The sequence below is a fragment of the Amycolatopsis cihanbeyliensis genome (assembly GCF_006715045.1).
GTDB classification, from domain to species: domain Bacteria; phylum Actinomycetota; class Actinomycetes; order Mycobacteriales; family Pseudonocardiaceae; genus Amycolatopsis; species Amycolatopsis cihanbeyliensis.
Window position 1 is genome coordinate 6027765 of the sequence record NZ_VFML01000001.1, and the last position, 18403, is coordinate 6046167.

The following is an 18403-nucleotide window of genomic DNA, read 5'->3' on the forward strand; positions in this document are numbered from 1 at the left end:
CTACCTGACTGAAGGAGCGCGCTGTGGACGACTACCTGGCCGGGGACGGGGCACTGCTGGCCCTGTCCCCGCATCTGGATGACGCCGTGCTGTCGGTGGGCGCGGCGCTGGCCGCGGTGGCGGCGACCGGAAGGCCGGTGGTGGTCTGCACGGTGTTCGCGGGCAAGCCCGTTCCGCCGCTGTCGGATCCCGCGGTGCGGTTCCACCGCGACTGCGGCCTCGGCGAGGACGCGGTCGCCGTGCGCCTGCGCGAGGACCTTGCCGCGGTGGCCGCGCTCGGCGCGACACCGCTGCACCTGCCGTTCCTGGACGCCCTGTACCGGCGGCACGGGGACGACTGGCTGTGCACCTGGCTGGGCGCGCACTTCGATCCCGGCCTGCCGGCCGAACCGGAGCTCGTGGCGGAGATCACCGCGGAGGTCGGCGGGCTGCTGCGGTCGCTGCGCCCGGCCGCGGTGTGGACCTGCGCGGCCGTCGGCGGGCACGTCGACCACCGGCTCACCCTGGCCACCGCGACCGCCGCCTGCGCGGCCGAGGGCGTCCGGCTCGCGCAGTGGGAGGACCTGCCCTATGCCATCGGCCGGCCCGCCGGGAGCGGGCCGGGCAGGCTGCTGACCGGGCCGGTCCCGGCGACCCACCGGGAGCGCAAGCTCGCCGCCATCGGTGAGTACCACTCGCAGCTGGGCATGCTGTTCCCCGCGGGCGGGCCCGCGTGGCGCGAGGCCTTCGCCGGGCACGCCGCGGCGCGGCTGGCCACTCACGGCGCGGAGGAACTGGTGTGGGGCGCCGGGCCGGCTGCCGGTGCTCACGCGTCCGGGTCCGGGCTGTCGCCAAGCCGGTGAACGAAGAACGCGCGACCGTGCCAGCCGTAGCGCAGGAACTCGCTGTAGTCGTAGAAGCCGTCGGTGCGGGCGAAGCACTCCCGCATCGCGCGGCGCATGCCGAACCGGGGGTTGGCCCGGTTGCAGTTGTAGTCGTCCATCAGCAGCACCGCCCCGTCCGGTAGCAGCCGGCCGCCGAGCAGGTGATCGAGCACCTCGACGGAGGAGGAGTACAGGTCGCAGTCGAGGTTGGCGATCGCCACGTCCTCGGTCAGCGGGGTGCTCCGGAGGCTGTCGGAGAACATGCCGGGCACGATGGTCCAGCCGGTATCGCCGATCCGGCGGGTGAACTCCGCGCGCAGCATCTCCTCGGTGCCGGGCGGTGCGGCGTCCTCGTGCTCGCGCCAGTACCCGCTGTCGGCGACCTCGTAGGAGATCGAGTCGACGTTGTTGGTGCTCTCGGGAAAGCCCTGGAACGAGTCGTAGACGTAGAAGTGGCGGGAGAAGGTCCTGGCGTAGAACTCGGTCTCCGCGCGGAACTCGGCGATCAGGTCGGCGAGCAGCAGCGAGCTGAACCCCTCGAAGCAGCCGAACTCGGCGACCGCGCCGGGGATGTGGCTGCCGTACACGTACTCGAAGGTGAGCCGGAACGCCTCGCCGTAGATCTCCCTGGCCCGGCGGGGATCGCCGTAGGTGGCGTTCTCCACCTGCTCGGCGCCGCGGGCGGTCTGGGTCATCGGGGTCATGACTGTCCTTCTGCGGTAGTGGGCTCGGTCGCGGTCTTGGCGAACAGCGCGGGGTCGACCTCGATGTCCAGGCTCAGCTCGCAGCACCGATAGCAGATCGGTTCCAGGTCCTGCCGGATGAGCTCGCGCATCCGGCCGTAGGTGTCCCCTGTCCACACCTCGCCGAGGGTGGCGTCCCGTACCGAGCCCATGACGGTGTCGGCGAACGGGGTGCAGCTGAGCACGTCCCCGTTGGGCAGCACGGTGCTCTGCGCCCACAGCTTCGGGCAGGTGGTCTCCTGCACCACCTCGTGCCACTGGTCGGTGAAGAACGTGCTCTGCTCCTCGCTGGAGTAGCGCACCGGCGCGACCAGCACGTTGACCGTGTCCGAGCAGGTCTTGGCCTCGTCCAGGATCCGCCACAGCGTGTCCCGGTCGACGTTCGCGTGCTGGTGCTCGTTGCAGTAACCGGTCCAGGACATGAACGGCCTGCCGGTGATCGCCTCGAAGGCGGGGCGGGTCGCCTTCCCTTCCTCCTTGGTGAAGTACATGGCGAGATCGACGGTCACCTCCGGCACGCCGAGTTCCTCGGCCAGCCGCACCATCCCGGGCAGCGAGGTGTAGTTCATCCCGGTGAGGGTGAAGTTCAGCGCGATGCGCGGGCCGTGGCCCGCCTTGCGGGTGGCCTCCTGCAGGGCCTCGATACCCGCCACCACTCGCTCGAAGGACTTGCGGCCGCGGATCGGGTTGTTGATCTCGGCGGTGGGCCCGTCCAGCGAGACGTACACGATGTCGATGCCGCCGTCGACCAGCCCGTCCGCGACCCGTGGCAGCAGGGTCCCGTTGGTGCTCATGTCCAACTGGGACTCCGGCGCGCGGATCTTGGCCTGGCGCACCAGATCCAGCACCTTCGGGTGCATCAGCGGCTCACCGCCCATCATCGAGATGCTGGGGTTCGGGGCATGCGCGACGAGCTCGTCGACAATCCCGTTCCACATATCCAGGCTGATGTGTTCCTTTTTCACTTCCTCGAGCCAGGTGTTCTCGTCGGAGGAATCACCGTAGAGCCAGCACTCACGGCAACTCAGGTTGCACGCCCAGTTGACGAAAACGGTGACATACCGCGGAACCGGGGGGAGCGCGGGTGTGTTGGTCGGTGCGATAGGCAGATGGATCACTGGATACCTCCGATTGGGCCACAGTGTGCACAGGTGCTCCTCCGGGCCACCCGCAACCCTTGACAGGACTTCCGTGGATACGTCTAATAAACCACGCGGGCGGTCGCAGGATCAAGAACCCCGCAGTGAGGGGGGCCTGATTTTGCCGACATCAGAGAATTCTATGCCGATGCGAGTACTCCTGATCAAACCTCCTATCCGCTCTTGTATGGTCGAGATCGGCCGGCATATGCCGATCGGTCTGGCATATCTCGCCGCGCAACTCCGTACCGCCGGAATGGAGGTCGAGATATTCGATTCTCTGGCGTGGACGGACGACAATCATGTCGTTTCGCCGGAGAACTACACCGATGCCGACCGGGCGAAGCTCGACGCCCATCCGCGCTGGCGGCACCTGGTGCACTGGGGTGCGACCTGGGAGCGGATCGCCGGCAAGCTGCGCTCCGGCAGCTACGACGTGGTCGGGGTGTCCTGCATGTTCACCCCCTATTACGAGCCCGCCTACCAGCTCGCTCGGCTGGCCAGGGAGATCCTGCCCGAGGCGAGGATCGTGCTCGGTGGGCAACATCCCACGGTGGCGCACCATCACGCGATGACCGAGGAGGCCTTCGACGCGCTGGTGCTCGGCGAGGCCGAGGCCAACGTGGCGGAGATCTTCCGTGCCCTGCACGCCGGGGAGAGCCTGCTGTCCCAACCCGGGGTGGCGTTCCGGTGCGGAAAGGGGATGTGCGACTGCGCGGAGTCGAGCGACCGAATTCACCTGCAACCTCGCGCGGCTTTCCTGCAGGATCTCGACAGCCTTCCCAGGCCCGATGTGACGCTGCTCGACATGAGTAGCTACGACGCCACAGCAACATTGATAACCAGCCGCGGTTGCCCATTTTCCTGCTCTTTCTGTACCGTGCACGCTACTGTCGGTAAGCAGTTCAGGACGCGCTCCTCGAAAAATGTTGCCGATGAGATCGAGCACTATGTAAGAGAGCACGATATCCGGCGTTTCTTCGTCGAGGACGATAATTTCACGTTCGACATCGACCGGGTCCACGAGATATGCCGGGCGATCCGGGACCGCGACCTCGACGTGGAACTGCACCTGCCCAACGGGATGACCGTTGTCAAACTCAGCGAGCAACTGGTCAGCGATATGGCAGGCGCCGGGTTCCGCAGCCTGTTCCTGGGCCTGGAGACCACCGACATGGCCCGCTTGCGCAAGATTCGCAAGGGGTTCACCTCGCTGCGGAAGGTCCGTGACGGCGCCGCGCTGTTCACCGAGAAGGGCGTGGACGTCGGGGCCTCGCTGATCGTCGGCCTGCTCGGGCAGAGCGCCGAGGAACTGGTCAAGGACTCGATCAACCTGATGCTGGCCGGGGTTCGCTTCTGGACCAACCCGTTCTACCCGATCCCGGGGTCGCCGGACTTCCAGCAGTGCCTCACCGACGGGCTGATCACCCACGACACCGAGCTGGCGCTGTACGACCAGTTCAACTTCGCCATCGGTTCCGACCGGCTCTCGCCCGCCGAGCTCTACTGGTCGTGGGTGAGCACGCAGGCGATGGCGCAGTGGCCCGCGTTCATGCTGGAGGGCGCGGCCCGGCGGGAACGCGGACCGGTGCCGCTTGCCGAGGGACTCGTGCGCCTGCTGGCGCACAGCACGGACCTGTTCGGGCCGGACGGTGCGTTGGAGGTACCCGCCGTGCCGGTCATCGTGGACGGCGACCGGGTACACGTGCACCCGGACGGCTGTTACGACGCGATGCAGCACATCGCGGGTAAGCCCCGGCCGGACGACCTGTGCACCTTCACCGGGGACGCCCTCGCCGCCGCGGTCAGCCTGTACACCGGGGTCGCCCACGGTTCCCGGCAGTTGCCGGGCAAGACCGAAGGTCGCTGCGTGTTCGCGCTCAGTGTGGACGATGTGGACCCGGTGTTCGAGCGGATCTGCCGAACCGCCGTCACCGTGCTGCGCGAGTCGCTGGACGAGCTGGCCGACGAGCCGGACAGCGCCGCGGTCGTCGAGTAGCTCGCGATGGTGCGACACCGTCAGTACGACGCCTGTGTCATCGGCAGCGGAGCGGCCGGCGGGGTGGTGGCCGCCGTGCTGGTCGCCGCGGGCTGGGACGTGCTCGTGGTCGAGCAGGGCGAGCACGTCCCCGGCGGGACGTACCTGCACGACCTGATCCCCGGGTTCGAGACCGCGCGGGCCCGGACCCTGGAAGGGGAGTGGACCGAGGAAGGGTACCCGTGGACGGCGTCCTGCGTTGGTGGCGGGACGCGGTTCTACGCGGGTGTCTCGCTGCGGCTGCGCGAGGTCGACTTCGACGCCTCGGCGCATGTCGCCCCGGACGCGTTGCCGCCGGCGTGGCCGTTCGGCTATGCCGAGCTGCGGCCGCACTACGACTGGGTGGAGCGGCGGCTGGGGGTCACCTCGGACGGCGGGCTCGACCCGCACCGACCCTCGCCGCCACATGGCCTGCTCCCGGCACACCGGCAGAGCGCGCGCGGCGCGGCACTGGCCGCGGCCGGCCGGTCGCTCGGGATGAGCCCGTTCCCGATGCCGCTGGCGGTTGCCTCGCGCTCGTTCGGCGACGCCCCCGCCTGCACGGACCTCACCACCTGCACCGACTACGCCTGCCCCAGCGGGGCCAAGGGCGACGTGTACCGGCGGCTGCTGGAACCGTTGTCCGCCGAGCCGAACCTGACGGTGCGCACCGGGCTCAAGGCGGTGCGCCTTGTGGCCGACCGCGCCGGCCACGTCCGCGAGCTGGAGTGCCTCGAGCTCGGCACTGGCAGGCGGGAGTCGGTGTCCGCGCGCCGGTTCGTGGTCGCGGCCAACGCGATCCAGACCGCCGCCCTGCTGCTGCGCTCCCGTTCGGAGTTCGCGCCGGACGGTCTTGGCAACGCGGGCGACCTGGTCGGCCGCGGCCTGTGTATGAAGGTGGGCCAGAACCTCACCGCCCGGCTGGCGCACGACCTTCCCGAGCCGCCGCCGGCGAGCGGCGGGCGGTACGTGACGGTCGCGATGACCGATCACTACCTCGACGAGGACTGCCCGACCGGGCTCGGCGGGCTCATCCTGGAGACCGCGCCGCTCGATCCGGCCGAGCGGGCGGATCCCCGGCTGCTCCGGCTGGAGTGCCTGATGGCCGACCAGCCGATGGCGGCCAACCGCGTCCGCCTGGACTGGTCCACAACGGACGGGCATGGCCTGCCGCGGCTGGTGCTTGACTACCGGCCGCACCCGGTGGACCTGGAACGGCTGGCGTACCTGCGCAAGCGGGCCGAGGAACTGCTGACCGCGGCCGGGGCGGTCGAGGTGACCGCCGAGCCGATGGACTGCACCCTCGGCAGCGGCCACCTGCACGGCACCTGCCGGATGGGAACCGACCCGCGCGGCTCGGTCTGCGACCCGGCCGGCCGGGTGCACGGCATGCGCAACCTCGTCGTCGCCGACGGTGCGCTGATGCCGTATCCCGGCGGGGTGAACCCCGCGCTGACCATTCAGGCCGTTGCCCATCGTGTCGCCCGCTCCCTTGTGGAGTCCGGTCCCCGGTGAGGGCGACCCGGCCTGATCGCCCCAGCCGGGCGGTCAGGTCCGGCTCGGCGCCCGCGCGCCGGAGACGGCCCGGTAGACCTCGGCCAGCCGCTTGCTGACCGTTTCCAGCTCGTACCCGGCGGCCCGCAGCGCCCCCGCGCGCCCGTGCTCGCGCCGCAGCTCGGGGGAGTCCAGGTACTTGCGCACCGCGGCGGCCAGCCCTGGCGGGTCGTACGGCGGCACGATCAGCCCGGCCGCGCCGTGGTCGACCACCTCGGGCAGCCCGCCAACCTCGGTGACCACCACGGCCTTGCCCGCGGTCAACGCCTCCAGCACGGTGCCGCCGAGCTCCTCGTGCCGGGACGGGATGACCACGATCGCCGCCGATTTGATGGCCTCGGCGATCTCGTCCCGTTCCAGATGCCCGCGCAGCTCGACGTGGTCCACGATGTCGAGCCTGCGGAGATCCGCACGGCAGTGCCGGAGCTCGTTGCCGTCCCCGCACATCACGAACCGGGCGCCGGCGCCTTCCCGGACCAGCAGTGCCGCGGCCTCGACGTAGTCGGCCCACCCCTTCTCCGGCGCGAACCGGCCGCAGTAGAGCACCACGGGCGGCCCGCTGTCGGGCTCGGGATCCTCCGCGGAGGTCCGGAACGCGTCCAGCCGAACCCCGTCCGGCACGATGTGCACCCGGTCCGGTGTGGTCAGTCCCTTCTCGACATACACCCTGCGGATGCGTTCGGTCAGCACCACGGCGGCATCCGCCCTGCGGACCGCCCAGCGTTCGAACAGCCTGGCCGGACCGATCAGCAGCCTGCCGAGTGGCGTCTCCGGATGGAAGGTTGCGATGGCGCTGCAGTGTGTGGTGATCACCAACGGCAGCCGCAGCAGGAACTTCGCGATCACGGCGAACAGGAAGGTCCATGGCAGTTCACTGCAGTGCACATGGATCAGCGAGAACCGGCGATGGGTGCGCCGTAGCCGTTGCCGGAGGCACCAGGCCGTCACCGCCATGCCCCAGGACACCAGCAGTCCGATGTAGCCCTTGGAGCGGGTAGGGATCGGTGCCACCGGCAGCGAGAGCAGCTCGAACGAGGTCCGCTCGTCGGCCGCGAGCCTGGCAGGCATGCCGGGTCTGCGGGGCAGCACCACGGACTGCCGGGAACCGAGCGCGGACACCTGCTCGGTGGTCTGCATGATCTGCACCTGCATCCCGCCGATCGGTTCGTACTGTAGCTCCCGATGGGTCAGCTCACGGTCGGCGAGGTAGTAGTACGGGGTGAGCCGCAGGACGTGCAGGTCGGGCTCTTCCTGGTGCGCGCCCGCACTACTCTCAGAGCTGGTCATGGTGGTCGCGGACCTTGGCGAGCGCGCTGAGGATGTCCTCCACATCGGCGGAGTTGCCCAGTAACGCGCCGTGGTGGCACAGCAATGTGGAGGCGCAGAACCGCTCGGCGCCAGGGAACTCGCGGCCGGTCGCTCGCCTGCGGCCCTCCTCGCTCCAGATCTGCGCGAACCGCCGCTTGGTGTGCGGGCGCAGCATCAGGCTGCGGTTCAGCGGCGGGTCCGGCGGGTACCACGGCATGCCCAGCTCGGCGCTGATCGCCTCGGCGACCCGCGTGGCGGGCACGGAACCGAACGTACCCTCCCGGAAGGTGATCCCGTACTCGTAGATGGAGCGCCGATCCGCCTCCGGCGGTACCGGGATCGCGCCGAAGTCACCGAGTTCGGCCAGGCCCTTTTCCAGGTTGACGGCGATCTTCTCGCGATGCTGGTGCTGCTCGTCGAGCCGTGGCAGCTGGTCGAGCAGCACCGCGGCGGACAGCTCGGACATGCAGTAGTTCGCGCCCATCACCTCGCCGTCCTCGACCAGCTCCATCTCGCCCGCAGGCACATCGGCGTCCGGATACCGGCGCGAGTCCGCACGCAGCTGCTGGACCTTGCGGTAGATCTGCTCGTCCGAGGTGATCACCGCACCGCCCTCGCCCGCGGCGAGGACCTTGCCGTTCTGGAAGCTGAACACGCCGACCGCGCCGTGCGTGCCCACGTTGCGGCCTCGCCAGCGTGCGCCATGGGCCTGCGCGCAGTCCTCGACCAGCGCGGCGCCCGCCTGCTCGGTGACCTCCAGGATGCCGTCCAGGTCGGCCACGGTCGCGGCGTGGTGCACGAGGATGACCGCCCTGGTGTGCGGGGACAGTCCGGAACGGACCGTGTCCGCGGTGATACAGCCGGTCTCCGGGTCCACATCGACCAGCACCGGCAGCGCGCCGACTCGCAGCACCGCGGTGACCGGGGCGACCCAGGTCATCGTCGGGACGATCACCTCGTCGCCGGGACCGATGTCCAGCGCCTCCAGCGCTACCAGCAGTGCGCTCGATCCATGGTCGAGACTGACGCAGTAGGGCACCTCGTTGTAAGCCGCCCACTGTTCGGCGAACCGTCGTTCGCGTGCCTGAGTGCCGTCACTCGGCCAGCTGATCGCCCATCGTCTGGATCGGATGGCGGCCACGACCTCCTGCTCGGTCGCGGTGTCGTACTGCGGCCATCTCGGCCAATCCCGATCCTGTCTTACCGGTGTGCCTCCCAGCACGGCGAGTCGGCTCATGAGACTCCTCGTAGGCTAGCTGTTCATCAACTGTCGTCAGCTGCTCACAGAGCATCGCGTGCGCACTACGGCCACGCGGGCTCACCATTGCCGACCGGAAAAGGTTCGACGTGAAATCCAAGGAACCGGGGAGTTCGTCACCCGGTCCGGGTTACCGAAGGATGGACGATCATCGGAGGAATCGGCGACACGATACCCGCTGCGCATTGCACTTAATGCTCACTCACCCCTCCAGTCCGCGACCCGGTTTCCCGAAGCGCCCACAGCTACGCTTCAGTCCACGCATATATCCCGGGTCGAAGTGGAATGAGACTGTCCCACCGGTTACCCGGTTGTCAAGGACTTCTGGGCTCCGTATGCGGGACCGGAACCCGGGCTCGGCTGACCTGACGCATCCGGTGCGTCAACCGGACCAATGCCGGCATCTCGTGTCTCCGGTGTTTCTGGACCTTTGTGTATCTCGCGGGTACCGTGGCCTTGCCGTGGGCTTCAGGGAACCCGAGCGCGGGTGGACCCACAAGTATCTGCGGCGGGCGTCATCGCATCGCCATAGGGGAACCCGCGCCGTCTGTGTAACGTCGTAGGGGCAGACCCTGTGTGAGCGTGCGATCACGGCTGGGGGCGCACACCTCCCGCCGGTGCCTTCTTGCACGGTAGGAGTCCGCAGACGTTAGGAAATCACAATGGCCAAATGGTTCGCCGAGTCAGTTCGACGGCGCCCGGCTCGGAAATCGGGCGAGCCGGTCCGGCCGTCCGCCGAGGACCGAGCTGCCCGGCAAGACGGTGTGCCAGTGCCGAAAGACCCGGATTTCGTCGCACTCGGGTTGGGTGGCACGAATATGATGGCGTTGCTCTGGTCGATCGCGATGGGCAAGCGGTGTGTGGGCGTCGAGCTTCGAGGTGACCCTTCGCTCGGCGTGCACTGGAATCTGCGCGAGGACTTCTTCCATCATCTCAGCCTTATCGATCACCTGATGGTCCAGCGCCACGGCGAGGAAGGTGTCCCTCGGCGCCGTGATGGCGAGCCCTTCCGGCTGAGCGAGGTCTTCCTCAGTGAGGACACCGTGGCCGGGGAGATCTTCGCGGACGAGGTCATCCATAGCGAGACGCCGGTTGGCGTCCACGTCTCCGGTTTCATCCACCACACCGAGTTCATCGACGATCGGTGGGTGGACGGGAAACCGCAGCGCGATGTCGTCATCCTGGACCCGCTGAAGCCACCGACCGAGTACGACCCGTCACGCGTCGGCAGGAGCATGATCGACGTGCTCGACAGCCCCTCGACCTTCCAGGCGGGTGCGAACGAGATCCTGGTGATGCTGCGTCGCTATCTGGAGATGGTCGAGGAGATGGATCTCGCGGCGGGCGTCGAGCCCAGGGTGCGGCTGTTTCTCTCCCACCGAGTCGTGGCCGGCGACGAAAGAGCCAATGATGGTTTCGTGAAATGGCTTCGTCGGGACGACGGATTCGTGGGTCTGCCGGATGGGCGCAAGCGCCTGATAATCGAGGAAATTCAGGAGTTCGACTACAAAGGAAAGTTCCGCAGAGTCCGCAAACCCGGAACGAAGCCGATCGACCTCGGCGTTCCCGAGATGTTCATGATCGCACAGGGGTTTGACAGCAGCGACGCCGACCGGCTGGGCTTCAAGCAGGAGGATGTCGAAGTCGACCACAATGACGGGAAAGGCCCCGTTGTGGCGCAGGCGGACTATCTCGCCGGGTTCATGGAGCTGTACGTAGGGGCTCGCCTGCGGAGGCGAATCGCCTCGGCTTTCGACAGCCACGGTGACGAGTACTGGGTCCGGCAGCTTGCGGTCGGCCATGAGGACGATCCAGAAGTCGGCTGGATTCTGGTGCAGGTTCCGGACTTCAAGACGTTCGATCCGATCATCGCCGGCTTGGTTCCACCGAGGACGCCGAGAAAATCAAAAAGGTACATCGGGGCATACCAGCAGCTCGTCCGTGACTACTATCTCGAGCAGGTCGCGCTCGTCACCGAAATTCCGAAGGAGGAGCTGGAGCAGATCCAGACGTCGTACGGGCCGAAGTTGTTCAGCCTTGTCGAGCGGGTCGGCGCCGACGCGCAGGTGGCCACGAACGGTGTGGTCGCCGGCGATTCCTTTGGCAATGGCCACTTCCTGACGAGCGGCGGTGCGGTGACCGGAATGGTGGGGCACGCGTACCGGATGCTGCGGTACTGGGAGTCCCGCGAGCGGGGACTGTCGCCGGCGCAGTCGGTCCGCGAACTCGCCGACGGTATCCGGCAAGACACTTTGGATTGGTTGCAGAACAGCTTGCAGGAGTTCAGCCAGGCGGCTCCGATCAACTTCGGCGCGGAGCGTATCGCGCAGATCTCGCGCACGACCGGTCGAGACTCCAGCGGGCGCGCGACCACCATCGACGCGGCACGGCGGCACCGCCATTCCCTCGTGCCACTCGACCCGGCGGACTGGCGACGGCTCTCGGTGCGTAGTGGACGACTGCACACCCAGGGGCTTCCCCCGCTGCCGGATACGCACCCCGAGGTGCGCTGCGAGGCGCGGCCCGTAGCGGTGGAGGTACAGCCGCTCGTCCAGACCTCTGGTGCGGGCGCGACTCGATGACCGCGTCGAACCGGCCGCACACGGAGCCGCGGGTGGCCAACGGTGTTGCTGTACCGGATTCCCACCGCGGCAAGTTGCCGTTGCGAAGCACCAGGGAACGTCAGATCGCGCTGATCGTTCTCTGCGTCGGGACGCTGATGACCGTTGTGGACTCCACGGCGGTCTATGTGGCACTGCCGACAATGCAGACGGGGTTGGGCATCTCCCAGGTGGACCTGGCTTGGGTGGTGAACGCCTACCTGATCCCGTTCGGAGGGTTGTTGCTGTTTGCCGGCAGGCTTGGCGACCTGATCGGCGCGAAGCGGGTCTTCCTCGGCGGTCTCGGGCTGTTCGTCTCCGCGTCGGTGGCTTGCGGGCTCGCCAATGACCCGATCGCCCTCTTCGCCGCGCGATTCGCGCAGGGGGCTGGTGGCGCGTTCACCACGGCGGTGGCGCTCGGCATGGTCGTGTCGTTGTTTCCGAAGGAACGGGACCAGGTTCAGGCGTTCGCGTTGTACGCGTTCATCGGTGCTTCGGGCGCTGTGCTCGGCCAGATCGCGGGGGCTGGGCTGACCAGCGCATTCGGGTGGCGATGGATCTTCTTCGTGAACGTTCCCATCGGCCTCGCCGTTATCGGGTTCGCGGTGCGGTTCACCGACAACATCCGGGAGAGCCGGGAACGCGCGCGAGTTGACCAGGTTGGCGCGTTGCTGCTCGTCGGTTCGCTCATGTTGTGCATTTACACGCTCACCGAGGCGACCGACCTGGGCTGGAGTAGCCTGCGGACGCTGGCGCTCGCCGCAGGCGGGTTGTTGTTGATGGTGGCGTTCGTCGGCTGGCAGGCACGAGCGAGGGTCGCCCTGATACCACTGCACCTGCTGCGCAGGCGCAATGTGGGGTGGGTCAACCTCGTGCTCTTGCTGATGAACATCGGCCCCACGGGGATGTTCTTTCTCTGCGCGTTGTACCTGCAACATGTGCTCGGATTCACGGTACTCGAGGTGGGTATGGCGTTCGTTCCCACTGCCGTGGTGCTGGCGATCACCTCCCTCAAGCTCGCGCCGAGGCTGTTGCGCGAGGTGGACGCGAAGACGGTGCTGGTCCCCTCGATCGTCTCGATGATCGTGGGACTCGCGTTGTTCGCCCGTATCCCGGCGGATGGGAACTATCTCCTCGACGTCCTTCCGGCGAGTCTGCTCATCGGCCTCGGGGCCGGCACCGCGGGGCCGCCGGTGCTGCGCATCGCACTGGCGGAGGCCACGACCCGGGACCGCGGTCTGCGGTCCGGCCTGATAAACACGACCCAGCAGGTGGGTGCCGCGCTGGGGCTGGCGGTGTTGTCCCCGATCGCGGCAAGCGTGACACAACAGGTGCTTGCCGACGGGGCTCCGATGGACAGCGCGCTGACCGACGGCTACCGGACCGCATTCCTGGCGGCCGCTGGCGCGGCAGCGTTGGCGTTGACGCTGGCCGTGATCGCGGTCAAACCGGCCGTGCCGCGGACCGGGCCCGCCGACATCGACCCCAACGCCGGCCAGGCGGCCGTCCGCCGCCGCGACCCGACGGGGGCGGACAACCCCGACTTTCTCGCGCTTGGCCTTGGCGGCACGAACATGATGGCGATGTTGTGGTCCATCGCCATGGGCAGACGGGCTGTCGGTGTCGAACTGAGGGGCGACCCACATCAGGCACTGATGCACTGGAACGTCAACGAGAATCTCCGGCACAGCTTGGCGACGATCGACCGGCTGATGGTGGAACGTTACGGGCGGGACCGGGTGCCGCGGCGACCGAATGGCGAACTGTTCCTGCTCCACGAGTGCTTTTACTACCCAGGCGCGGCAGACGGTGGTGAGGGGCGCGCGGATGAGGTGATCGACGGCTGGGTGTCCGACGGGCATATCGCGGCACTGGTCGGCGCGGTCGACATCGTGGACGACCGTTGGGTCGACGGGATGCCCAACCGGTCGGTGACCACCCGTACCCCGGAACCACCGGCCGCCAGCGCGGACGCATCCGGAGCCGATCCGGATCTGTCCAAGATCCTGAATGAGCCGTTCTCGTTTCAGATCGGAGCCGAGGACCTGCTGATTCTCCTGCGCCGATACCTGGAGGAGATGAGCAGGATGGATCTCGCCGCAGGTCACCTGCCTCGTTGTCGCATCTTCACCTATCACCGGGCGGTCAAGCCTCGCGACGGTGGGGTTCCGCGATGGCTGCGGAGGTTGACGGGGCGGCAGGCCGAACCGGACGGTTTCGTCAGGTACCCCGATGGCCGAGTGGGAGTTCGTATCGAGGCGATCCGCGAGTTGGACGAGAAAGGCGTCTACCGGCGGGTCCGTGATCCGGGGACAGAGGTGCTGGATCTGGGCGTTCCCGGCTTGTTCATGATCGCCGAGGGATCCGACAGCGACGACGCCAGGCGGTTGGGCCTCGTGCAGGATCCGCTCACGGTGGACAATGGTGACGGCCGTGGCCCGGTGATCGCCCAGGCCGATTACGTAATCGGCGTGATAGCGGTGTCCGTTGGTGACAGATTCCGGCTCCGCATGGCGTCCGAGTTCGACGACTCGGGAAGCGAACACTGGATTCGCCAGGCAGCGGCCGGCCACGTTGGATTCATCGAGGAAGGGTGGATCATCACGGAAGTGCCGGATTTCGTCACCTTCGATCCGGCGCAGGCCGGCATGGTGTCACGCCTGACGAAACGTGATTCGGCGGAGTATCACGCGGCGTACCGATACTTGCTTCGGGAGTTCTATCTCGACCAGATCACACAATTGACAGGAATCCCGAGGGCTATGTTGGCCAACACGTTGGCGCTGCATACTCCGCGAATGATCAGCGTGGTGGCGAAGATGGGACGGGATCCTCTCGTGGCGGCCAATGGCGTCGTGGCAGGGGACTCCTTCGGCAACGGTAGTTTTCTCGCCAGTGGCGGTGTGCAGACCGGCCTCCTCGGCCACGCGTCGCGCGTTGGCCGGTACTGGCGGAATATCGACGCCGGGATCCCTCCCGGCGACGCGGTGCGCGACCTCGCCGATGGCATCAGGGCCGATACCGAAGCGTGGTTGGAGGTGAGCCGTGCCGACTTTGCTCAGCCACCGCGCAGTGGCGTGGCCGCGCGGGAGAACGTCCTCGCGGCGGCGAGAAGGCGTCGCCGCTCGATCGCGCCGTTCACATTGCGTGACGATCTGAACCGGCTCAACGTCCATCCCGGACGTGTGCCCATGCTGGGCCTACAACCACTCGAACAGCCGCACCCCAACGGCAACGGGGAGACAGGCGGTGAGGCGGGTGGCGCCGGTCCGGAAGGGGCGCGCTGCGTGGGTGGGTCCGGTTCGGATCCCCAGCGAGGTCTCCGTCAACCGCTGGCCGCGCAGGTGGAGGCGCAACGGCAAAGCGGCACCTAAACCAGTCAGGTCGTCGCCGTGTGGTTACCCGCTGTGCGGGGTGCCGAGGTGACCAGGCACAACGGCAGCACCCCGACCAGCACCGCGGAAAGGACATATCGATGCCCCGAAACTCAGCTGAGGCGGACCGGACCTACGACGTAGTCGTCGTCGGGAACGGTTCTCTCGGCCTGTCGCTCGGACTCACCCTCGCCCGGGACGGCCTGCGAGTAGCCGTACTCGGCGCGCCACACCGTCCATGGGCCGCGTCCTCCGCCGCCGGCGCGATGATCGGAGTGTTCGGTGAGGTCACCAAACCCTTGCTGACGAACGACTACGGTACGACAAAGCTGGAGTGGGCCTATCAGGCAAGCAAACTCTGGCCCGACTGGCTGGCACAACTGTCGCCGGACTCCGACGGCAGCGACCTGCTGACGGCCGAGGGCACCGTCATGCTGCTCAACGCTGTCGGCGTCCCCGGTATTGATGACGACAACTACAAGGCGATCCGGAACACTCTCATTACGTACGACGAAAAGTTCGAGGATATCGACCCGAGTGAGCTCGAATGGATCGACGCGGAAGCCACGGCTCGCCCGATCCAAGCGATGTTCATCCCGAACGAGCATTCGGTCAATGCTTCCGAACTGCTCGTACGCCTCGAGTTGGCTTTCACCGCCGCGGGTGGGACGCTCGTCACCGAGCTCGCCACTCGTGTCGACCAGCGCGGAGATCGCGTACGTGGCGTCGAGCTCGAGTCCGGCTCGATGCTGTTCTCCGATAACGTGGTACTGGCGGCGGGGGCGGCCTCCCAGGCAATGCTGGACACCGTACCCGAACTCGCCGCGAGGATACCTCGACTCGTGAGCGGTTATGGCGTTTCGGCACTCGTCGACACGAAGGACAAAAGCAACCCACGATCCGTTATTCGCACACCGAATCGCGCATTTGCCTGTGGCCTGCACGTCGTCCCACGAGGAAACGGCCAGGTCTATGTCGGCGCAACGAACACGCTATCCATGGATCCCCTTGACACGCCTCCGGTCGCCGATGTTCTGTTCCTGATGAACTGTGCCAACCGGCAGGTACACCGGGGTCTTGCCGAGGGTGGTTTCCGAAATATCCAGGTCGGCAACCGTCCGGTTTCGCTCGACGGCATGCCACTTCTCGGTGCGACGGAACTGGACGGACTCTGGATGATGACCGGGACGTACCGCGACGGCTTGACGCTTTCCCCCCTGCTCGCGCGGGAGATGGCGGCCCTCATCCGCGACGAGGAGACGTCGGTCGACCTGTCGATGTTCCAGCCGGTGCGCCCGCCGATCCAGCCGTTCACCCGAGATGAGGTCGTCGCGGCGGCGGTGATGCACATGCTCGCGACGGGCTACGAGGACGGCTGGAGCCTCCCTGTGGAATGGCCGTCCACCATTGAGCACCACCTCCGGGACGCGTACACGAGAACGGCTGACGAGTTGGACCCGACCTACACTCCACCGCCTGAGATCCTTGCTTCGCTGCGGGTCTTCCCCGATCTGACCAAGGCACTGCGCGAGTACTACACGGCAAGTCGCGCGTCGTCCGGCAGCACAACTCACTGAGTGCGCGTCCCTGCCCACCGGCCGTCGCGGTCACCACCCGCACCGGCTGCCGGCGCGCGAGCGCACGCCTTCGTGGCGGCCTCGCTGAAAGCCACGGCGACGTGGGAAATTAGGATGCCCACATGCGCAGGATCGTGGGCAAGCAGGTGCTCGAACTCGCCGCGACCGAGTTCGACGAGCTGCTCGCCGCTCATCGCGGTGCCGTCCTGGACGTGGGCACCGGGGACGGCAAGCACGCCCAGTACGTGGCGCAACGCAATCCCGAGCTGCTGGTCATCGGACTGGACGCGGCCAAGGACGGGATGCGGGAGATCTCGGCCAAGGCGGCGAGCCGGAAACGTGGCCTGGCCAACCTGGTCTATGTCTGGGCCTCGGCGGAAGGGCTACCCGCCGAGCTGCACGGGATCACCGACCTGCGCATCCTGATGCCGTGGGGCAGCCTGCTGCGCGGGGTGCTGGGGTCCGATCCGGACATGCTCCGCGGGCTGGCAGCGGTGTGTGCCCCGGGCGCGACCATGCTGATCACGCTCAACCTGCATGCCTGGCGACCACCGGTGCCGGAGGTGGGGGATCGCCCCGAGCCGACGCCGGACTCGGCGGCGGACATGTTGGCCGGCATCTACACCGAGGTCGGGTGGCGACTGGACGAGGCGAGGTATTTCGGCCAGGAGGAGGTGCGGGCGCTGGCCACCTCGTGGACCAGGCGGCTGAACTCCAGCAGGTCGCGGCTCGACGTGCTCGGCCTCACCGCCACCTTGGTTCAGCGCTCCGGCGACCGGTCGACGAGCTCGTGCACGAACTCGTAGGCCTCCCTGCGGGAGTAGTCCGTCGTGTCGGCCAGTGCCCGGGACAGCGTTTTCGGGGACACCCCGTCGTCCAGCAGCGCCCGGACGAAGGCGACCGCCGGGATCTCCGGAACCTCGGAGGTCTCCTCGGCGGGCTCGACCCGGAGCAGCACGTCCGCGGTGCCACCGGGTGGGCGCTCGGGCAGTGCCGGCACCGGACCCCGCCACGGCCGTTCCGCCTGCCACGGGACGTCCATCGCGAACGAGGCGATTCCCGTCTCCCGTTCCCGCAGCAGCAACTCACGCACCCGGGGGAAGTCCCGGTGGGAGCAACGCAGCACCAGCGCGTGCCGGGTGGCGGTACGCAGCACGCGCACCAGGCCACGGGTGCGCCCGGCGTCGACGCTCAGCACCGGGACGCGCCGGGGGGACACCGCCGAGACGGTCTGCTCCGCCGGCAGTCCCAGTACCTCGACCCGCACGTCCCGCTGGTCGGCCACCGCGCCGATCTCCTCGGTGAACCCGCCCGAGGTGGCCACGACCAGTGCCCGACCGTTCGCGGCGAGGGCCGCGCGCAGGTGATCGTGGTCGATCGGCCGGGCCGCCGCGGACCGGATCCGGTCGGTACCGGCGACCAACTCACTGGCCGGGGCGTCCCTGGTGAACACGGTGCCCGCGGCGGCCACCTCGGCGGCCAGCCGGTCCTCGGGACCGGTGGCCCGGTAGAGCACCAGCGTGGCGGCCTCCGGCCGGTCCCGCTGGACGGTCACCTCGATCGAGGTCTCCGGCCGGGACAGCGCGGTGATCAGGTCCCGCGGCAGTCGTGCCGAGCCGAGGTCGGCCTCGGTGCCGAGGGTGTTCGGCAGCCGGTCGGGGCCGCGGCGCAGGACCATGTTCCGCCCCGGACGCCACCGCGAGTTGGCGCCCGCGCGCACCTGCGCGGACCGGCCGTCCGCCTCGATGGTGACCCGGATCGGGCCGGCCACCGGCGCCGCGGAGGTGACGAACCGGGCGTCCACCCCCACGACGCAGGTGGCCCGCCCGGTGATTTCCGAATCGAGGCTGAACTCCACGGTATTCTCGTGGGTCGCGGAGATATTCTCGTGCCCCCGGCACCGCACCCGGAACAGGACCTCCGCCGAATCACTCACCGGGTAATGCTATCACCGCGCATTGTAAGATGCG

12 protein-coding genes are annotated in these 18403 nt (G+C 68.0%); 7 read left to right on the forward strand and 5 right to left on the reverse strand.

Annotated elements, in window-relative coordinates:
- Nucleotides 1-23: 23 nt before the first annotated feature.
- The gene (locus FB471_RS27590; RefSeq protein ID WP_170220951.1) at nucleotides 24-842 is read left to right on the forward strand and encodes a PIG-L deacetylase family protein; all 819 of its coding nucleotides are present in this window, start codon (nucleotides 24-26) and stop codon (nucleotides 840-842) included.
- Here FB471_RS27590 and FB471_RS27595 read toward each other — a convergent pair.
- Together FB471_RS27595 and FB471_RS27600 are read right to left on the reverse strand one after the other, a co-directional pair.
- Nucleotides 806-1567, reverse strand: coding sequence for a TylF/MycF/NovP-related O-methyltransferase (locus tag FB471_RS27595; RefSeq protein WP_142001225.1), 762 nt, complete (start codon nucleotides 1565-1567; stop codon nucleotides 806-808). The two genes, FB471_RS27590 and FB471_RS27595, sit on opposite strands and share 37 nt — an antisense overlap.
- The gene (locus tag FB471_RS27600) at nucleotides 1564-2724 is read right to left on the reverse strand and encodes a radical SAM protein (RefSeq protein ID WP_170220952.1); all 1161 of its coding nucleotides are present in this window, start codon (nucleotides 2722-2724) and stop codon (nucleotides 1564-1566) included. Before FB471_RS27600 ends, FB471_RS27595 begins: the two co-directional genes overlap by 4 nt.
- Nucleotides 2725-2932: 208 nt before the next feature.
- Here FB471_RS27600 and FB471_RS27605 point away from each other — a divergent pair, with 208 nt between their 5' ends.
- Entirely contained in the window at nucleotides 2933-4744 is a 1812-nt protein-coding gene (locus FB471_RS27605; RefSeq protein WP_170220953.1) for a B12-binding domain-containing radical SAM protein, read from the forward strand.
- Between the two features lie 6 nt (nucleotides 4745-4750).
- Nucleotides 4751-6277 (forward strand): GMC oxidoreductase, encoded by a 1527-nt coding sequence (locus FB471_RS27610; protein ID WP_142001228.1) that lies wholly within the window; start codon nucleotides 4751-4753, stop codon nucleotides 6275-6277.
- A 33-nt stretch (nucleotides 6278-6310) separates the two neighbouring features.
- On the opposite strand, the gene FB471_RS27615 is transcribed toward FB471_RS27610, so the two are convergent.
- Together FB471_RS27615 and FB471_RS27620 are read right to left on the reverse strand one after the other, a co-directional pair.
- A complete protein-coding gene (locus FB471_RS27615; RefSeq protein ID WP_170220954.1) occupies nucleotides 6311-7603 on the reverse strand; it encodes a glycosyltransferase family 4 protein in 1293 nt (430 codons plus the stop codon).
- Entirely contained in the window at nucleotides 7590-8861 is a 1272-nt protein-coding gene (locus tag FB471_RS27620; protein WP_142001230.1) for a DegT/DnrJ/EryC1/StrS aminotransferase family protein, read from the reverse strand. Before FB471_RS27620 ends, FB471_RS27615 begins: the two co-directional genes overlap by 14 nt.
- A 683-nt stretch (nucleotides 8862-9544) precedes the next feature.
- On the opposite strand from FB471_RS27620, the gene FB471_RS27625 reads away from it, so the two are divergent.
- The 4 genes from FB471_RS27625 to FB471_RS27640 all read left to right on the forward strand — a co-directional run bounded on the left by FB471_RS27625 (nucleotide 9545) and on the right by FB471_RS27640 (nucleotide 17239).
- Nucleotides 9545-11464 (forward strand): FHA domain-containing protein, encoded by a 1920-nt coding sequence (locus FB471_RS27625; RefSeq protein ID WP_142001231.1) that lies wholly within the window; start codon nucleotides 9545-9547, stop codon nucleotides 11462-11464.
- 32 nt (nucleotides 11465-11496) lie between these two features.
- Nucleotides 11497-14856, forward strand: a complete 3360-nt coding sequence (locus FB471_RS27630; RefSeq protein WP_170220956.1) for an MFS transporter — start codon at nucleotides 11497-11499, stop codon at nucleotides 14854-14856.
- Nucleotides 14857-14957: 101 nt separating this feature from the next.
- The gene (locus FB471_RS27635) at nucleotides 14958-16433 is read left to right on the forward strand and encodes an NAD(P)/FAD-dependent oxidoreductase (RefSeq protein ID WP_142001233.1); all 1476 of its coding nucleotides are present in this window, start codon (nucleotides 14958-14960) and stop codon (nucleotides 16431-16433) included.
- Between the two features lie 122 nt (nucleotides 16434-16555).
- Nucleotides 16556-17239 carry a class I SAM-dependent methyltransferase gene (locus FB471_RS27640; protein WP_142001234.1) on the forward strand — a complete coding sequence of 228 codons (684 nt, stop codon included), beginning with the start codon at nucleotides 16556-16558 and terminating at the stop codon, nucleotides 17237-17239.
- Here the strand turns inward: FB471_RS27640 and FB471_RS35570 are convergent.
- A complete protein-coding gene (locus tag FB471_RS35570) occupies nucleotides 17194-18369 on the reverse strand; it encodes a DUF371 domain-containing protein (protein ID WP_142001235.1) in 1176 nt (391 codons plus the stop codon). The genes FB471_RS27640 and FB471_RS35570 overlap by 46 nt on opposite strands.
- Nucleotides 18370-18403 lie beyond the last annotated feature (34 nt).